Raw genomic sequence first — 15,583 nt, 5'->3', positions numbered from 1 at the left:
AGCGGCTGGCCTCAAGCTCTCAGCTTCATGCTTGAGGCTTATCGCTTGCCCCTTGTGGCTGATCCGCAGGATCCGCATGCACCAGCACTTCGGCGCGCGGGTAGGCCTTATGAATGGCATCGGCGGCCTGATCGCTGATGCCGTGGGCCACTGACAGCGACAATTCCCCCGGCAATTCCAGGTGCAACTGCACAAACCAGTGGCTGCCGGAAATGCGCGTGCGCAAATCATGCGCACCCAACACGCCCGGCACACTCTGCGCCAGTTCGAGCATGTGCTGGCTCACGTCCGGCGGCAGCTCCTCATCCATCAACACCGCAAAGCTTTCCCGGGCGATCTGGATGGCGCTCCATAGGATGTAGGCGGCAATCCCCAGGCCGAACCATGGGTCCACCTGATGGAAACCAAACGCTGCCAACACCAGCGCTATCAGGATGCTGCCGTTGAGCAGCAAATCCGAGCGGTAATGCAGCGAGTCCGCGCGCACCGCGTTGGAGCCGGTTTCGCGGATCACCCGGTGTTGCAGCATCAGCAGCGCCACGGTCATCACCAGCGAAAACACAATCACACCGATGCTCAGCCACGGCGCGCCGACCGGTTCCGGATGCTGCAAACGTTGGTACGCCTGGTACGCGATCAACGCCGCACTGCCGGCGATAAACAGCGCCTGGGCCATGCCTGCCAGTGATTCAGCCTTGCCATGCCCATAGCGGTGGTCATCATCAGCCGGGCGCAGCGCGTAATGCACCGCGAGCAAATTCAGCAGCGAGGTCACGCCGTCGAGCAGCGAGTCGGTCAACCCGGCGAGCATGCTCACCGAGCCACTGAGCCACCAGGCGATGGCCTTGGTGACAATCAGCGCAGAGGCCACGCCCACGGAGGCGCGGGTGGCCAGGCGCAAGAGCCTGGCGTGTTCGGGACTGGTCATAAACGGTCCTTAAGCGGCAGGTTGCAGGCCCAGGGACGCGAGTTGTTGCACGCTGCCCTTGAACTGGATCATGCGCGGGTCGTCCAGCGGCAGGGTGCGGCCGGTTTCCTTCTGGATGATGGTTTGCAGCTTGGCGTTGTCGACTTTGCCGTCGGCGCCGATGGCTTCGCGCAGTTTCTCGGGGGCGACTTGGGCGGTCTTGCCCGGCTCGAAATAGATGGCGCCGGTGGCGAAGTCCACGCCAAACGCGATCAGGCCCGGGATCACATAGAACAGCAGGCCCACGGCGTCGAGCACGGCAATGGTCGGGTCGATCTTGCCGTCGATCTGGCCCCGGCGGTCCGGGTAGAAAATCGAACCGCAGGCGGTCAGTTGGCTCAGCAGGCTGACGGCGAGGACACCGCCGATGACACGGGAAGCGATACGCATGAAAATCTCCTGAACACGGTTGATACGGGACTATATGACAATTCTGTGGAGCGTCGCCGCTCTAATGTGGGAGCTGGCTTGCCTGCGATAGCGGTGTATCAGTGCCACATTGGCTGGCTGACCCACCGCTATCGCAGGCATGCCAGCTCCCACCGTTGACTGCATTCACAGCCCAAGCCGGTGCAGGTGTTGAGACCAACACCGGCATCCGGCAGTTCGCCGTTATACTCGCCGCTCTGCTTTGGAGCCAGTATGAATTCGTTGCCAATCGATGATGTTTTACCCGCCTTGCGTGACGCCTTGGCGATTCGCCATGAAGCCGTGCTGGAAGCGCCGCCCGGCGCCGGTAAAACCACCCGCGTGCCCTTGGCCTTATTAAACGAGCCGTGGCTGGCCGGGCAGACCATCCTGATGCTCGAACCTCGCCGCCTGGCCGCACGCGCCGCCGCCGAACGCCTGGCCAGTGAGCTGGGTGAAAAGGTCGGTGAAACCGTCGGTTATCGCATCCGCCTCGACAGCAAGGTCGGCCCCAACACGCGCATCGAAGTGGTCACCGAAGGCATCCTCACCCGCCGCTTGCAGGACGACCCGGCGTTGGACGGCGTGGGCCTGTTGATCTTCGACGAGTTCCACGAGCGCAGCCTCGACGCCGACCTGGCGCTGGCCCTGAGCCTCAACGGCCGCGACCTGTTTCGCGATGAACAACCGCTGAAAATCCTGCTGATGTCCGCCACCCTCGAAGGCGAGCGCCTGTCCGGCCTGCTGGATGACGCGCCGATTTTGCGCAGCGAAGGGCGCATGTTCCCGGTGCAGATGCGCTGGGGCCGGCCGTATCAGGCCGGTGAATTTATCGAGCCGCGCGTAGTGCAAACTATCCTCGACGCCGTGCATGACGAGACCGGCAGCATTCTGGTGTTTCTGCCTGGGCAGGCGGAGATTCGCCGCGTTAACCAGCAGTTGGTCGACGCCTTGGGTGATCGCCCCGATGTGCTGCTGTGCCCGTTGCATGGCGAGTTGGACCTCAACGCGCAACGCGCCGCCATCGACCCGGCACCGGCCGGCAAACGCAAAGTGGTGCTGGCCACCAACATCGCCGAGACCAGCCTGACCATCAATGGCGTGCGCGTGGTCATCGACGCCGGGTTAGCGCGGGTGCCGCGTTTCGACCCCGGCAGCGGCATGACCCGCCTCGACACTCAGCGTATCTCTCGCGCCAGCGCCACCCAGCGCGCCGGTCGGGCAGGGCGCCTGGAGCCCGGCGTGTGTTATCGGTTGTGGTCCGAGGACCAACATGAAGGCTTGGCGGCCTACGGCAGCGCGGAAATCCTCGCCGCCGACCTCGCTGGGTTGGCCTTGCAACTGGCGCGCTGGGGCGTCACGCCCACGCAGCTGGTGTGGCTGGACGTGCCGCCGACTGCCGCGTATGCCCAGGCCCAGGATTTGCTGGTGCGCCTCGGCGCTTTGAATGACGACAAACTCACAGCCCATGGCCAGAAGATGGCCGAGTTGCCAGCGCATCCGCGTATTGCCCACCTGTTGCTGCGCGGGCAGGACTTGGGGCTGGCGGCGACTGCCTGTGATGTCGCCGCGTTGTTGGGTGAGCGCGACATCATGCGTGGCGGCGGCGCGGATTTGCACAGCCGCTTGGCGCTGATGTCCGGCGAAGAACGCGCGCGTGGCACCCAAGGTGGCGTGCAACGAGCCAAGCAACTGGCTCGGCAATACCGTGGCTATTTAAGAGGTCACGCGACTCAGTCCGTCGCCGACCCGGACCACCCACGCTGGCTCGGCGCCTTGCTGGCGCTGGCCTACCCGGACCGCGTCGCCCAGCAACGTCGCCCCGGTGGCGCCGAATACCGCCTGGCCAACGGCCGCGCCGCGCTGTTCGCCGAGGCCGACAGCCTGATGAAACAACCCTGGTTGGTCATCGCCGACCTCGGCAGCCGCCAGGGCCAGCGCGAAGAACGCATCTACCTCGCGGCTGATTTTGATCCAGCGTTGTTCGATAACGTACTCGCCGAGCAGGTGCGCAATGTCGACCAATTGGACTGGGATGAGCGTGAAGGCGTACTGCGCGCTGAACGCCAGCGCAAAGTCGGCGAACTGGTGCTGAGCCGTGAACCATTGACTGGGCTGGACGAGTCCGCACGCAGCCAGGCGCTGGTGAACCTGGTGCGCCGCAAAGGCCTGGAGCTGCTGCCGTGGACGCCTGAACTGCGCCAATGGCAGGCCCGCGTCATGCTGCTGCGCCAGCTGGACGCCGGCAAAACCAGCGAATGGCCAGATATCAGCGACAAAGCCTTGCTCGCCAGCCTGGAGCACTGGCTGATGCCCTACTTGGGCAAAGTCTCGCGCCTGAGCCATTTCGCCAACCTGGATATCTCCAGTTTCCTGCACAACCTGCTGCCGTGGCCGCTGCCCCAGCGCCTTGATGAGCTGGCGCCGCAGCATGTGAAAGTGCCGTCTGGCTCCTCGGTGCGCCTGGACTACAGCGAGCAGCCGCCGATTCTGGCGGTGCGCTTGCAGGAATTGTTCGGGCTGGCGGACACGCCGCGTATTGCCGGTGGGCGTCAGGTGGTGAAGTTGCACCTGCTGTCCCCGGCGCGACGGCCGGTGCAGGTGACGCAGGATCTGGCAAACTTCTGGCGCAGCACGTATGCCGAGGTGAAGAAGGATTTGAAGGGGCGGTATCCGAAGCATTATTGGCCGGATGACCCGTTGGTGGCGGAGGCGACGGCGAGGATCAAACCCCGCAAATAGCCACGACAAAGAACAACTGTGGGAGCTGGCTTGCCTGCGATGCAGACGATGCGGTTTTTCAGTTACACCGCGGCGATGCTATCGCAGGCAAGCCAGCTCCCACACAAGCCAGCTCCTACATAGATTTTGTGGTGTTGGTTATTGCGCAGCCGGCAGCAGAAACCGCGCAATCACCGGCAAATGATTGGAGATACGCAACGTATCCGCCTGCCGCACCTTCGCCTCCACCCGCTTGATCCGTGGGCTGTAAAACAGGTAATCCAACGTACGATCCGGGCCTTCCAGGCTCGGGTCATTCGGGAAGTTCGTCAGCCATTTCTCACGGTCAATCCCGCTGGACTCACTGTTACTCGGGATCATCGGGTATTTATCCCACAACAAATGCAGCTCACTGTCCGGCGAATACTGCCCGCGCTTACTGGCATCCAGGCGCAGGAACTGCCCCAGTGGCAGCAAGTTGAAACTCCCGCCGATCAGCCAGGGCGTGCCACGGCCTTCGAACTTGTCCAGCAACTTCACCGTGGCCTTCGCTTGCTCCTGCACTGCTGAGCGCCCCGGCACGTCGCCATCCAGGCGGGTATTGAGCACGGCCAGTTGGCCGCCATCGCTCAGTGGCAGGTAGGTCAGCAACAAGGCAGGCTTGGGTTGGAACTGGCGGCTGATGAAGTTGGCCGGGGACGAGGGCAGTTGCAGGCGTTCGGCGTGTTCGATCTGGTAGCGGCTGAGGGTCACCAATTTGCGGCCGACGCTGCCGAAGATATGCAGGTCTGGCACAAAGTCGGCTTTCCAGTCGAAGGCCTGGGCGCTGCACGGGTAGAGGTCGACCAGGCGTTCCTGCAGCAGTGCGATTTGGTCCTGGTAATGCGACGGTTTGGCGTTTTCGTCGAGCTCCTGCAACAGCAGGATGTCGGGTTGTTCGTCGCGGATCACCCGCGCCACTTCGTCCAGGCTTGAGGCCATGTCTTCCACGGTGGGGCGGTCGTCCGGGCCGCTGCCGTTGGCGGTGTCGTACCAGAACACGTAGTTCTTGCCGGCTAGGTATTGCACGTTCCAGGTCATGACCTTGAGCGCCTGCCCGGGCAGCAAGGTCGGCGCACGGGGCGCGACGCAGCTCACGGGCAGGGTTTCTTTGTCGGCGGGGCGCCAGGTCAGGCTGTAGATCAGGGCCGTGAGCAGGGCCGCGATGATCAACAGGCTAAACAGGGTGATGCGCAATAAACGGGTCATCGGCTCGGCTTATGGCGTTTCAGGAGTGGCAGGAGCATATCACCGCGCGTCGGCATCGCCACCGATCAGCATGAATAAACGGAATAGCACCACGCTGGTAAACAGTTGCAGGAAGCTGTGGGCGCTGTCGATCAGTACGCCCAGCAGCGGCGCAGGATCAGGGTAGGCCGCTACGCTGGCGCCTTTGAGCAGCCACAGTGGCGTCATCACGCACAGCAGGCACACCAGGATTCGCCAGAAATGCCCACGGGTCAGGCGAAAGCTTTCCTTCATTGCCTCCAGCGCCGGCATGCCGCGCAGCACCAATAGGTATTCGGCAAACGCCAGCACCACCATCAGCCACAGGCCCGGCAGGAAATACAGCGACAGGCCCAACAGGATCAGCAACGTGCTGAGTGCCGTCAGCAGGGCGTAACGTGGCCACAGGGCCAAGGCCATGGCCCACACAGCTTTAGTGCTTGGCGACTCGCCACGGGTACGTGCATCGAGAAACAGGATCAGCGCGCCGGTGTACAGTGGGTACACCAACAACCCCACGATGACGCTGTAACCGGGGAAGGCATCCGGGCCCAGCGTGTGGTCGAGCACTTGCTGCAGCAGGGCTTCGAGGATCACCAACGGCAGGCACAGCTGGACGATGGCGCCCAGGTTGCGTTGGGTGAAACGGAAGGAGTCGCGCAATACGTCTAACGGATTCATCAGGTTCATCACAGGCCTAAAAGCAAGGCCCACACTTTAACCGATCATGACTAGCCGTAAGCAAACGTAAACCTTGCGTAAAGACCATTGAAACGTCTGGTAACAGCCCCATAACTAGCGCGTAGCTCGCTTGAGTACAGGCGGGCCCATGATTTTTACCGGCAATCTAACGAGGTCGCCATGAACAGCGAAGAGCAAACCCTGATCGACGGACTGTTTTCACGGTTGCAGCAAGCCGAAACGGACTCAGCCCCCCGCGACGCCCTGGCCGAAGCGCGGATCAAGGAGCACATGACTCGCCAACCGGCCGCCGGGTATTACATGACCCAGTCGATCCTGGTGCAAGAGCACGCGATCAAAAGCCTCGACGCGCAGAATAAGCAACAGGCGCAGCAGATCCAGCAGTTGCAGGACGAGTTGCAGCAGGCCAAATCACAAACTGCGCAGCCTGCACCGAGCAGCGGCGGGTTTCTGTCGAGCATCTTTGGCGGCGGCGGTTCTCGCGATTCGCAGCCCGCACAAAGCGCTCCGCCTTCATCGGGTGGCTGGCGTGAACCGGCGCGGCCTCAGTTTGGCCAGCCTGCGCCGCAGCAGCAGAACTACGGCGCCCCGCAGCAGAATTACCAGCAACCACCCGCAGCGCCCATTGGCAGCGGCTTCCTCGGTGGCGCGCTGAAAACCGCCGCTGGCGTGGCCGGTGGTGTGATGCTAGCCGAAGGCATCAGCAGCTTGTTCAACCACAACTCGCAACAGCCGCAAGTGGTGGAAGAAATCATCCGCGAAGAGCCGGCGCCCGCCAGTGACAACAGCAGCGGCGGCAACGATGACCAGCAGTTTGCCGGCAATGACAATTGGGGCAGCGACAACTCCGACAGCTTCGCCGACAACGACTATGCCGACGATTCCTCCTCTTTTGGCGACGACGATTCCTTCGTCTGACCCGCACTCAACCGGGGCGCTTCGTCGCCCCGGGCTGATTTTTCGCTGAAACTTTCCCATGGCTGGCATACTGGCGCCTTTCCGGGCGCTGGCGCCTGGCTGTCATGAGGAAGTGCGGTGAAGAAAATTGCGGTGTTCGCCGATGTACAAAACCTCTACTACACCGTGCGCCAGGCCTACGGCTGCCACTTCAACTATGCGGCCCTGTGGGCTGACATCAGTTCGCGCGGCCAGATCGTCGAGGCCTATGCCTATGCCATCGACCGTGGCGACAGCAAGCAGCAGCAATTCCAGCAGATCCTGCGCAACCTGGGCTTTACGGTAAAACTCAAACCGTACATTCAGCGCGCCGACGGCTCGGCCAAGGGCGACTGGGACGTGGGCATCACCCTCGACATCATGGACGCCGCCGACCACGTCGACGAAGTGGTGCTGGCCTCCGGCGACGGTGATTTCGACATGCTGCTCGACCGCATCATCCAAAAGCATGGCGTCGAAGCCGTCGCCTACGGCGTGCCGGGGCTAACGGCCAACTCACTGATACGCGCGGCCAGCCGCTACGTGCCGATCGAAGGCGCGCTGCTGCTCAAATAAGCGCGGTGGCTCAATAAATTGTTAGACGGAGTTGGAACAGGTTTGGAACGTATAGCGGTCATCGACTTTGAAACCACCGGCATCACCCCGAGCAACCACTGCCGGGCCACGGAAATCGCGGTGGTTATCCTCGAGCGTGGCCAAATCGTGGACCGCTACCAGAGCCTGATGAATGCAGGCGTGCGCGTGCCGGGCTTTATCGAGCAACTCACCGGCATCAGCAACGCCATGTTGCGCAGCGCGCCACCGGCCGAGCGGGTGATGAACGAAGTCAACGAATTCGTCGGCACCACGCCACTGCTGGCGCACAACGCCGCGTTCGACCAGAAGTTCTGGGACTTCGAACTGGGCCTGATCCGCCGCACCCGTCTGCAAAAATTCGCCTGCTCTCTGTTATTGGCCCGTCGCCTGATGCCGGCGGCGCCGAACCACAAGCTCGGCACCCTCAACAGCTACGCCCAACTGCCCCACACCGGCAAGGCTCACCGGGCGATGGCGGATGCGGAAATGGCGGCCAACCTCACGGCGCACCTGGCCGAGCAATTGCGCGGTACGCATGGGTTGCGCGAACTGTCCCACGACCTGCTGTGCACCTTGCAGAAAGTGCCGGCGGCGAAGATCAATGAACACCTGAAGAAGCATCGCGGGTTCTAAACCTTGCGATGATCGTTCCCACGCTCTGCGTGGGAACGCCTCCTGTGACGCTCCGCGTCACGACTTCAAGAGCGTCCAGGGCGGCATTCCCACGCAGAGCGTGGGAACGATCGTTCAGCCACCATTTTTCCCGTTCCCCTCCAACTGCCCCAACGGCACCCGTCGCTCTATCGCGCTTGAGAGGATGATCGAGGTCTTGCTGAACCCAAACTTCGCGATCCGATTAATCAAATTCTCCAATTCCGGCATCGAGCCCACCGCCGCCTGCATGATCACGCATGGGTCGCCCGTCACCCGGTGGCACTCGGTCAGCTCGGGGATTTCAGCCAGGGCGTCGTACACCTTCTGGCTGCCATGGTTGGTCAGCCTCAGTTCGATGACGCACTGGATCGGCAAGCCGATTTTGGACAGGTCCACCTTGGCCTGATACCCGGTGATCACGCCGCTGGCCTCAAGCTTGGCCACGCGTTCAGCCACGGCGGGGGCGGAGAGGTTTACGGTGCGAGCCAGTTCGGCGTAGGACGCGCGGCCATCCTTGAGCAGGGCGCTGAGGAGCATGCGGTCGTATTTGTCCATGATAAGGCTCCATTTGCGCGTGGCTTTCGAATACACGGGTTATAGCGTTCATAACCATGTTTTGAAAAGTGTATGGGCGCTTTAAACAGGTTTTGTAACTTAAGTTTATCGGGCTGCCTTTCTAGAATAAGCCTCCAATTTCCTGCCGCAGAGCTACCCAATGCCTGGCCCACGTCGCTTTCCCTTGCCGTTGATCGCCGCTTTTTTTGCGCTGTATGTGATCTGGGGTTCTACCTACCTGGTGATTCGAATCGGTGTTGAGTACTGGCCGCCGCTGATGCTGGGCGGGATTCGATTCCTGGTGGCGGGGTTGGCCATGTATGGCTTTTTGCGCTGGCGCGGCGCACCTGCGCCGACGTGGGTGCAGTGGAAGGCCGCCGCCAAGATCGGCGTTTTGCTGCTGACCTTTGGTAATGGCGCGGTGACGGTGGCCGAGCACACGGGCGTTGCCTCGGGTGTGGCCGCACTGGCGGTGGCGACGGTGCCGTTGTTCACCTTGTTGTGCGGCTATTTCTGGGGCGCGCGCAATACCCGCCTGGAGTGGGCCGGGGTGCTGCTGGGGATTATCGGCATTGCCATGCTCAACATGGGCTCAAACCTGCAATCGAGCCCAACCGGTGCGATGTTGTTGCTGTTTGCCGCGGCCTCCTGGGCCTTCGGCTCGGTGTGGAGCCGGCATTTGCCGCTGCCGCCGGGCGCCATGGCCAGCGCGGCCGAGATGATCATTGCCGGTGTCTTGTTGCTGGTGGGCAGTGCGCTGACCGGTGAGCGACTGCATTCCATCCCGCCGATTGAGGGCTGGCTCGCTTTGGCGTATCTGGCCGTGTTCGGCTCGATCATCGCCTTCAATGCTTATATGTATTTGCTCAAGCATGTGCGCCCGGCGGCAGCGACCAGTTATGCCTATGTGAACCCTGCGGTGGCGGTGTTGTTGGGGATTGTGTTCGTCGGCGAGACCATCGGCATGGAAGAAGCCTTGGCCATGCTGGTGATCATCAGCGCGGTGCTATTGATCAGCCTGCCTCAGTGGCGCAAGCCCAAGCCCAAGCCGGAAATAAGGTAAACTGCGGCGCAATTGCGACTTGCGCTGAATTTTTCCTACGGTAAACACATGACTTTCGCCACCCTTGGCCTGATCGAACCCTTGCTGCGCGCCCTTGAGACGCTTGGCTACCAGACCCCGACGCCGGTGCAGGCGCAAGCCATTCCGGCGGTGCTGGCCGGTCGCGACCTGATGGCCGCGGCCCAGACCGGCACCGGCAAGACCGCAGGTTTCGCCCTGCCGCTCCTGCAATTGCTGACGATGGAAGGGCCGAAAGTCGCCGCCAACTCGGCGCGTGCGCTGATCCTGTGCCCGACCCGCGAGCTGGCCGAGCAGGTTCACGCCAGCGTCGCCGAATACGCCCAACACCTGCCGCTGACCACTTACGCCGTGTACGGCGGCGTGAGCATCAACCCGCAGATGATGAAGCTGCGCAAGGGCGTCGACATTCTGGTCGCCACGCCTGGCCGCCTGATCGACCTGTTCCGCCAGAACGCGCTGAAACTCAACCAGCTGCAAACCCTGGTGCTGGACGAAGCCGACCGCATGCTCGACCTGGGCTTCTCGGAAGAACTGGCGAACATCTACCGCATGCTGCCGAAAAAGCGCCAGACCTTGCTGTTCTCCGCGACCTTCTCCGATGAAATCCGCCTGCTGGCCGGGCAGATGCTCAACGACCCGCTGACCGTCGAAGTCAGCCCGCGCAACGTCGCCGCCAACACCGTGAAGCAGTGGGTGGTGCCGGTGGACAAGAAGCGCAAGGCGGAGCTGTTTGTGCACCTGATGCGCAAAGGCCGCTGGAAGCAGGTGCTGGTGTTCGCCAAGACCCGTAACGGCGTGGATGCGCTGGTGGATAAGTTGCAGGGCCTGGGCATCAATGCTGACGGCATCCACGGCGACAAACCCCAAGCGACCCGCCAGCGCGCACTGGACCGTTTCAAATCCAGCGACGTGCAGATTCTGGTGGCCACCGACGTGGCGGCCCGTGGTTTGGACATTGAAGACTTGCCGATGGTGGTCAACTTTGACTTGCCGATCGTGGCTGAGGACTACATCCACCGTATCGGCCGTACTGGCCGCGCGGGCAACACCGGCGAGGCAATTTCGCTGGTGTGCGCCGATGAGGTGAACATGCTGTCGGCCATCGAGATGCTCACGCGTCAGACACTGACCCGCAAGATGGAGCCGGACTTTGAGCCTGAGCACCGCGTGCCGGACACCGATGCCAGTGGGCAAGTGGTGAAGAAGCCGAAAAAACCGAAGAAACCTAAGGCGTCCGGTGGCGGCGGTAAGCGCAATTTGGGTAAGTGGGTGGACAGTGGCGAAGTGGCGCCGTCGGAACCGTCGATTAAACCGGTGCGTAAAGTGCCTGTTTTTAATACGGGGCCACGTAAGAAGAAGTAAGTTTTCGTTAATTAACGAAGGCTTGGTGAGCTAAGTGAGCGGTGCAATGCCGCTCACTCGACCCGATAGAAAGTGTCGCGGCGATAGGTTTGTAACTGTTTAAGTTTATTGATTTGTTTCTTTGCGTGTAGAAATTTTTAGTCATGGTTCACCCTGTAAGTATTCGGAACTTTGAGCTTTCGCAGGCCACTGATGTCGTAGGCTTAAAACTAACGATGTGCTTACGGCGAGGATTTTTATATGGCTCTTATTCCTGTTGCGGCTGCGCTTACGGGGTTGTTTATATGGGGGGAAGTTGAGGCCGGTAAGAAAAATACAGCGGAAAATAAGGCAAAGGAGTGGAAGTCGTTTGAACCTCGTTTGGACCATGCCTTCAACAAGTATAAGCGGCATTTTGCGAAAGGGGAGTTTGCGCAAGCGATCAATGCGCTCAAAGAGTATATTGATTTGAATAGGCTGCGTGGGTCGGTAGCGCCTGAGGACGAGAAGATGTTAGGCAGGATGCTTGATAATCTAACTTTTAAAGCCCAGGCCAAAGGGCTGGCCCTGAGTCGTGAGTTCAAAGCCAAAGAAGAGGACTTGAAGGACGAACCTTTTGAACGCTCCAATGCCCACTACGAATACATAGAGAAATTGAAGGCTGTTCTACCTAAAGAAGATACTTTCTTACGCAAGGAAGTGGAACATTATGAACGGTTGAATCCCAAGGTCTCGCTGTACGATTGATGTCAGGTGCCTCGTGAGTGATGGCTCAATGAGCTTTGCCCAAGCGCTTCCCTGTCTGCCGCGTAAAAAGAAGTCACTGTTTATTGTCGATAAATAGGCCGTCAGTCATTAGGGTGCCTGGTATACGCCATTCATTTTTTTGTCGAAGTGCTGTGTGGCCAGTGATGGGCGCCTGGCCAGTAACGTGAGCGTCTTATTGTCGCTCGGTAATATTTTGTTGGGTTATAGATTTCAGAGAGTTAGAGCGCTTGGCGTTACTGATCACTTTGAGTGGCGCCATGAAATGGATTGTAAGTATTGAATTAAATGGAGAGGTGAGTATGGCTGTATTTCTAGTTCCTTTTTTGGCCGTTGTAATCGGTGGCGCACTGGTTGCAGGCGCCGGCGTAGGTGTTATTGAAGCGAGAAGAAGTAAAGCGGCGAATGCCGCCGAACTTGAAAGCGCAGAAAAAAAGCCAGTGAGCTGTTCGTCGGAGTGAAAGCGCATTTGGCGTCGGGGGCTCTTTATCCCGCTTTTCGCGAATACAGGAAGTACATAGACCATGTGGAAAGTTATTTTGATATCTCGCCCGAACAGAAGCGGACTAATCAAGAAACGTATAATGACTTGAGAGGCGCTGCGTTAAGCGAGTACCGAAAACTGCACAGTGACTATCAGAAAGAAGCCGCCGTAGCCTACGACGACGGTGAAGAACCCTTCAAGGCACAGGCTGACTATATCGCTAAGTTGGAAAAGCTACTGGGTCCGGGTGCGCCCAAGCTTAAAGCGCTGGAAACCTCGTTTGGTGCGAGTTACACGGTTTATAAATACGGTCTCACACCCAATTGATCATGTGGGTGAAAGTGTTCTTTCTCCTCAGTCAGGTGGGTAGAACCCCGTAATAGTGGAAGGTGTACAGGGTGAGATTAGGTAGCGAATGTGATGATTTAGAGCGTGAAGCGTTAGAGGAAGTCTACCGGCCACCCCCTCAACGGCCTGCGGCGGGGGAAGTACAACGATTTCCTGTGGATGAGCATTTGCTCAACGCTTTGCAGGAGGTTGAGCAGAGGGTGCACACGGTCGTTATAGATGCGCGTAGGGACGGGAACTCAGGTGTGCGGTTTTTCCGTGGTGGCCTGAAGCAACCCTTGCGATGAAATCAAGTGTGGGGGCGCTCCGGAGATTGAGCGTTATCAACAAACGGCGGAACATTTACCGGGGTTGATAACGCCTTAAAGGCGTTCTATTGCTGAGTGGGTCGAGGCCAGCCACTCTAGAACGCTTCGCCCGGCCGCCCGCCCGCTGGCAAAACACCCCGTCAGCAAATACCCGCCTGTCGGCGCTTCCCAATCCAGCATCTCCCCGGCACAAAACACGCCGGGCAATTGCTTGAGCATCAACCGCTCATCCAGTGCCTCAAATGGCACACCACCCGCCGTGCTGATTGCCTCATCCATCGGCCGTGTCTTCACCAGTGTCAGCGGCAGCGCCTTGATGTCCACCGCCAACTGCGCCGGATCATTGAAGTGCTCGGCGGGCGCCAGTTCACGCAACAGCGCCGCCTTCACCCCATCCAACCCCAACTGACTGTGCAAGTGCTTGCTCATTGAGCGTGAGCCACGCGCCTTGGCCAATGCGGCCTGGACTTTATCCAGCGGCTTGCTCGGCAGCAGGTCGATATGCACCGTGGCCGAGCCGTTGCGGTTGATCGTTTCACGAATCGGCGCCGACAGTGCGTAGATCAAACTGCCCTCGATCCCGGTGGCCGTGACCACACATTCCCCCAGCCGAGGTTTGTCATCCGCCAGGCCAATGGCGACGTTTTTCAACGGCGCCCCGGCGAATTTGCTCACCATCAATTCGCTCCAGGCCGACACCTCGAAGCCGCAATTGCTCGGTTGCAGTGGGGTATAGGGCACGCCTTTGTCTTCCAGCACTTTGAGCCAGGCGCCGTCGGAGCCCAGACGCGACCAGCTGCCGCCGCCCAACGCCAGCAGCACGGCATCGCTGTGCACAGTTTTTTCGCCGTCCGGGCTGTGGATAAGTAAACCGCCGTCCGCTGTCCAGCCCAGCCAGCGATGCCGGGTGTGGATAACCACGCCTTGATCGCGCAGGCGCTTGAGCCAGGCGCGCAGCAGCGGGGCGGCTTTCATGTCGGTAGGAAAGACGCGCCCAGAGGTGCCGACAAAGGTTTGAATGCCCAAACCATGAATCCACTCGCACAACGCTTCGGCGCCGAACGCGCGCAGCAACGGCGCCATCTGCGGTGCGCGTTCGGCGTAGCGCGACAGAAAGGCCGGGTACGCTTCGGAGTGGGTAATGTTCATGCCGCCCACGCCCGCCAGCAGGAATTTGCGCCCCACTGACGGCATGCCGTCATACAGCTCCACCCGCACGCCCGCCTGGCTCAAGACTTCAGCGGCCATCAGCCCGGCGGGGCCGCCGCCGATGATAGTGACGTGATGAGCAGGGTGCTGAGGCATGGGCAAGGCTACGGTCGCTGAATAGGCCGAGCATTCTACCCGACGACGGCGGAGCTGCCTGATCAAAAAACGTACACTTTCCTACAGGCCATATGGCTACTCGCTTTCAGGCCCTTACGCTCAAGTTATCCACAGGCCGTTCCACAGGCATTGTGGGTAACGCGCACAGTTCAATGACAACCTGATGACGTCCATACCCGTTGTGCGCTGTGGTGCAGGATGCCGTGGCGGCGGGCCAGGGCAGGGCGGTCTTTGCTGTAGCCGCCGCCGATCACGCCCATCACCGGAATGTCGCGACCCAGGCAGTGGCGCATCACGCTTTCATCACGGGCGGCGACGCCTGCGTCTGTCAGCTTGAGGTAACCGAGGGCGTCATCTTTATGCACATCAACGCCGGCGTCGTACAGCACCAGGTCGGGTTGGTAGAGCGGCAGTAGGTAGTTGAGCGCATCGTCCACGACTTTAAGGTAATCGGCATCGCCCACGACTTTAAGGTAATCGGCATCGCCCATGCCCATGGGCAGCGGGATGTCCCAGTCGCTCTGGGCTTTGCGCGCGGGGAAGTTCTTTTCGCAATGCAGCGACACGGTGATGGCATCCGGCGTGTCGTGGAGGATGCGTGCGGTGCCATCGCCCTGGTGCACGTCGCAGTCGAAGATCAACACGCGGTTGACCCGCCCGCTGGCCAGCAGGTAATGGCTGATCACCGCCAAGTCATTGAAGATGCAAAAGCCGGCGGGGTAGTCGTAGTGGGCGTGGTGGGTGCCGCCGGCCAAGTGGCAGGCTAAGCCGTGTTCCAGCGCTTGTTCGGCGGCCAGTATCGAGCCGCCGACCGCGCGCACGGTGCGCCGGGCCAGGGCCTCGTTCCAGGGTAGACCGAGGCGCCGCTGGTCTTCACGGGACAACGCGCCGCTCATGTAGCGTTCGATATACCCAGGTTCATGCGCCAGGGCCAGAATCTCTGCCGGGCACAGCTCGGGGCGCAGCAATTGGCCGTCCTCGGTCAGGCCGCTGTCCACCAAGTGGTCGCGCAACAGGCGAAACTTGTCCATCGGGAACCGGTGGTCCGCCGGGAACTCGGGGCTGTAGTCATCGTGGTAGATCAAGGGCAAGGGCATGGGATTTTCTGACGGGAACCTGCG

The 15,583-nt window shown here is 60.6% G+C and carries 16 protein-coding genes; 9 read left to right on the top strand and 7 right to left on the bottom strand.

Features of this window, described 5'->3' with window-relative positions:
* Window positions 1-25: 25 nt before the first annotated feature.
* A complete protein-coding gene (locus KZH41_RS27205; RefSeq protein ID WP_242152842.1) occupies window positions 26-928 on the bottom strand; it encodes a cation diffusion facilitator family transporter in 903 nt (300 codons plus the stop codon).
* Window positions 929-937: 9 nt separating this feature from the next.
* Window positions 938-1,357, bottom strand: coding sequence for a polyribonucleotide nucleotidyltransferase (locus tag KZH41_RS27200; protein ID WP_094951276.1), 420 nt, complete (start codon window positions 1,355-1,357; stop codon window positions 938-940).
* Between the two features lie 252 nt (window positions 1,358-1,609).
* Here KZH41_RS27200 and hrpB point away from each other — a divergent pair, with 252 nt between their 5' ends.
* Window positions 1,610-4,117 carry an ATP-dependent helicase HrpB gene (gene hrpB, locus KZH41_RS27195; protein WP_094953630.1) on the top strand — a complete coding sequence of 836 codons (2,508 nt, stop codon included), beginning with the start codon at window positions 1,610-1,612 and terminating at the stop codon, window positions 4,115-4,117.
* Between the two features lie 138 nt (window positions 4,118-4,255).
* Here the strand turns inward: hrpB and KZH41_RS27190 are convergent, their stop codons facing one another.
* Together KZH41_RS27190 and KZH41_RS27185 are read right to left on the bottom strand one after the other, a co-directional pair.
* Window positions 4,256-5,344: an endonuclease/exonuclease/phosphatase family protein gene (locus KZH41_RS27190; RefSeq protein WP_242152839.1), complete on the bottom strand. Its 1,089-nt coding sequence runs from the start codon at window positions 5,342-5,344 to the stop codon at window positions 4,256-4,258.
* 39 nt (window positions 5,345-5,383) lie between these two features.
* Complete coding sequence (locus KZH41_RS27185; protein ID WP_094953638.1) at window positions 5,384-6,043, bottom strand: YciC family protein; 660 nt, start codon at window positions 6,041-6,043, stop codon at window positions 5,384-5,386.
* Window positions 6,044-6,223: 180 nt separating this feature from the next.
* On the opposite strand from KZH41_RS27185, the gene KZH41_RS27180 reads away from it, so the two are divergent.
* The 3 genes from KZH41_RS27180 (at window position 6,224) to KZH41_RS27170 (ending at window position 8,230) form a co-directional block, all read left to right on the top strand.
* Complete coding sequence (locus KZH41_RS27180) at window positions 6,224-6,982, top strand: DUF2076 domain-containing protein (RefSeq protein ID WP_094953632.1); 759 nt, start codon at window positions 6,224-6,226, stop codon at window positions 6,980-6,982.
* A gap of 117 nt (window positions 6,983-7,099) precedes the next feature.
* A complete protein-coding gene (locus KZH41_RS27175) occupies window positions 7,100-7,576 on the top strand; it encodes an NYN domain-containing protein (RefSeq protein ID WP_083356641.1) in 477 nt (158 codons plus the stop codon).
* A gap of 42 nt (window positions 7,577-7,618) precedes the next feature.
* Window positions 7,619-8,230: a PolC-type DNA polymerase III gene (locus KZH41_RS27170; protein WP_094953633.1), complete on the top strand. Its 612-nt coding sequence runs from the start codon at window positions 7,619-7,621 to the stop codon at window positions 8,228-8,230.
* A gap of 114 nt (window positions 8,231-8,344) precedes the next feature.
* On the opposite strand, the gene KZH41_RS27165 is transcribed toward KZH41_RS27170, so the two are convergent.
* Window positions 8,345-8,806, bottom strand: coding sequence for an Lrp/AsnC family transcriptional regulator (locus KZH41_RS27165; RefSeq protein ID WP_094953634.1), 462 nt, complete (start codon window positions 8,804-8,806; stop codon window positions 8,345-8,347).
* 160 nt (window positions 8,807-8,966) lie between these two features.
* Here KZH41_RS27165 and yedA point away from each other — a divergent pair, with 160 nt between their 5' ends.
* The 5 genes from yedA (at window position 8,967) to KZH41_RS27140 (ending at window position 12,807) form a co-directional block, all read left to right on the top strand.
* Window positions 8,967-9,869 carry a drug/metabolite exporter YedA gene (yedA, locus tag KZH41_RS27160; RefSeq protein ID WP_263274039.1) on the top strand — a complete coding sequence of 301 codons (903 nt, stop codon included), beginning with the start codon at window positions 8,967-8,969 and terminating at the stop codon, window positions 9,867-9,869.
* 48 nt (window positions 9,870-9,917) lie between these two features.
* Complete coding sequence (locus KZH41_RS27155) at window positions 9,918-11,252, top strand: DEAD/DEAH box helicase (RefSeq protein ID WP_094953636.1); 1,335 nt, start codon at window positions 9,918-9,920, stop codon at window positions 11,250-11,252.
* Between the two features lie 240 nt (window positions 11,253-11,492).
* A complete protein-coding gene (locus KZH41_RS27150; RefSeq protein ID WP_242152836.1) occupies window positions 11,493-11,978 on the top strand; it encodes a hypothetical protein in 486 nt (161 codons plus the stop codon).
* A 278-nt stretch (window positions 11,979-12,256) separates the two neighbouring features.
* Window positions 12,257-12,457, top strand: a complete 201-nt coding sequence (locus KZH41_RS27145) for a hypothetical protein (RefSeq protein WP_263274038.1) — start codon at window positions 12,257-12,259, stop codon at window positions 12,455-12,457.
* Window positions 12,454-12,807: a hypothetical protein gene (locus tag KZH41_RS27140; protein WP_263274037.1), complete on the top strand. Its 354-nt coding sequence runs from the start codon at window positions 12,454-12,456 to the stop codon at window positions 12,805-12,807. Before KZH41_RS27145 ends, KZH41_RS27140 begins: the two co-directional genes overlap by 4 nt.
* Window positions 12,808-13,190: 383 nt before the next feature.
* Here KZH41_RS27140 and KZH41_RS27135 read toward each other — a convergent pair whose 3' ends face one another.
* Window positions 13,191-14,441, bottom strand: a complete 1,251-nt coding sequence (locus KZH41_RS27135; RefSeq protein ID WP_263274036.1) for a TIGR03862 family flavoprotein — start codon at window positions 14,439-14,441, stop codon at window positions 13,191-13,193.
* A gap of 170 nt (window positions 14,442-14,611) precedes the next feature.
* Complete coding sequence (locus KZH41_RS27130; RefSeq protein WP_263274035.1) at window positions 14,612-15,559, bottom strand: histone deacetylase; 948 nt, start codon at window positions 15,557-15,559, stop codon at window positions 14,612-14,614.
* Window positions 15,560-15,583: the final 24 nt, after the last annotated feature.

The organism is Pseudomonas sp. YeP6b (assembly GCF_025642995.1).
In the GTDB taxonomy this organism is placed as follows: domain Bacteria; phylum Pseudomonadota; class Gammaproteobacteria; order Pseudomonadales; family Pseudomonadaceae; genus Aquipseudomonas.
This window is presented reverse-complemented; position numbering and strand designations above follow the sequence as displayed.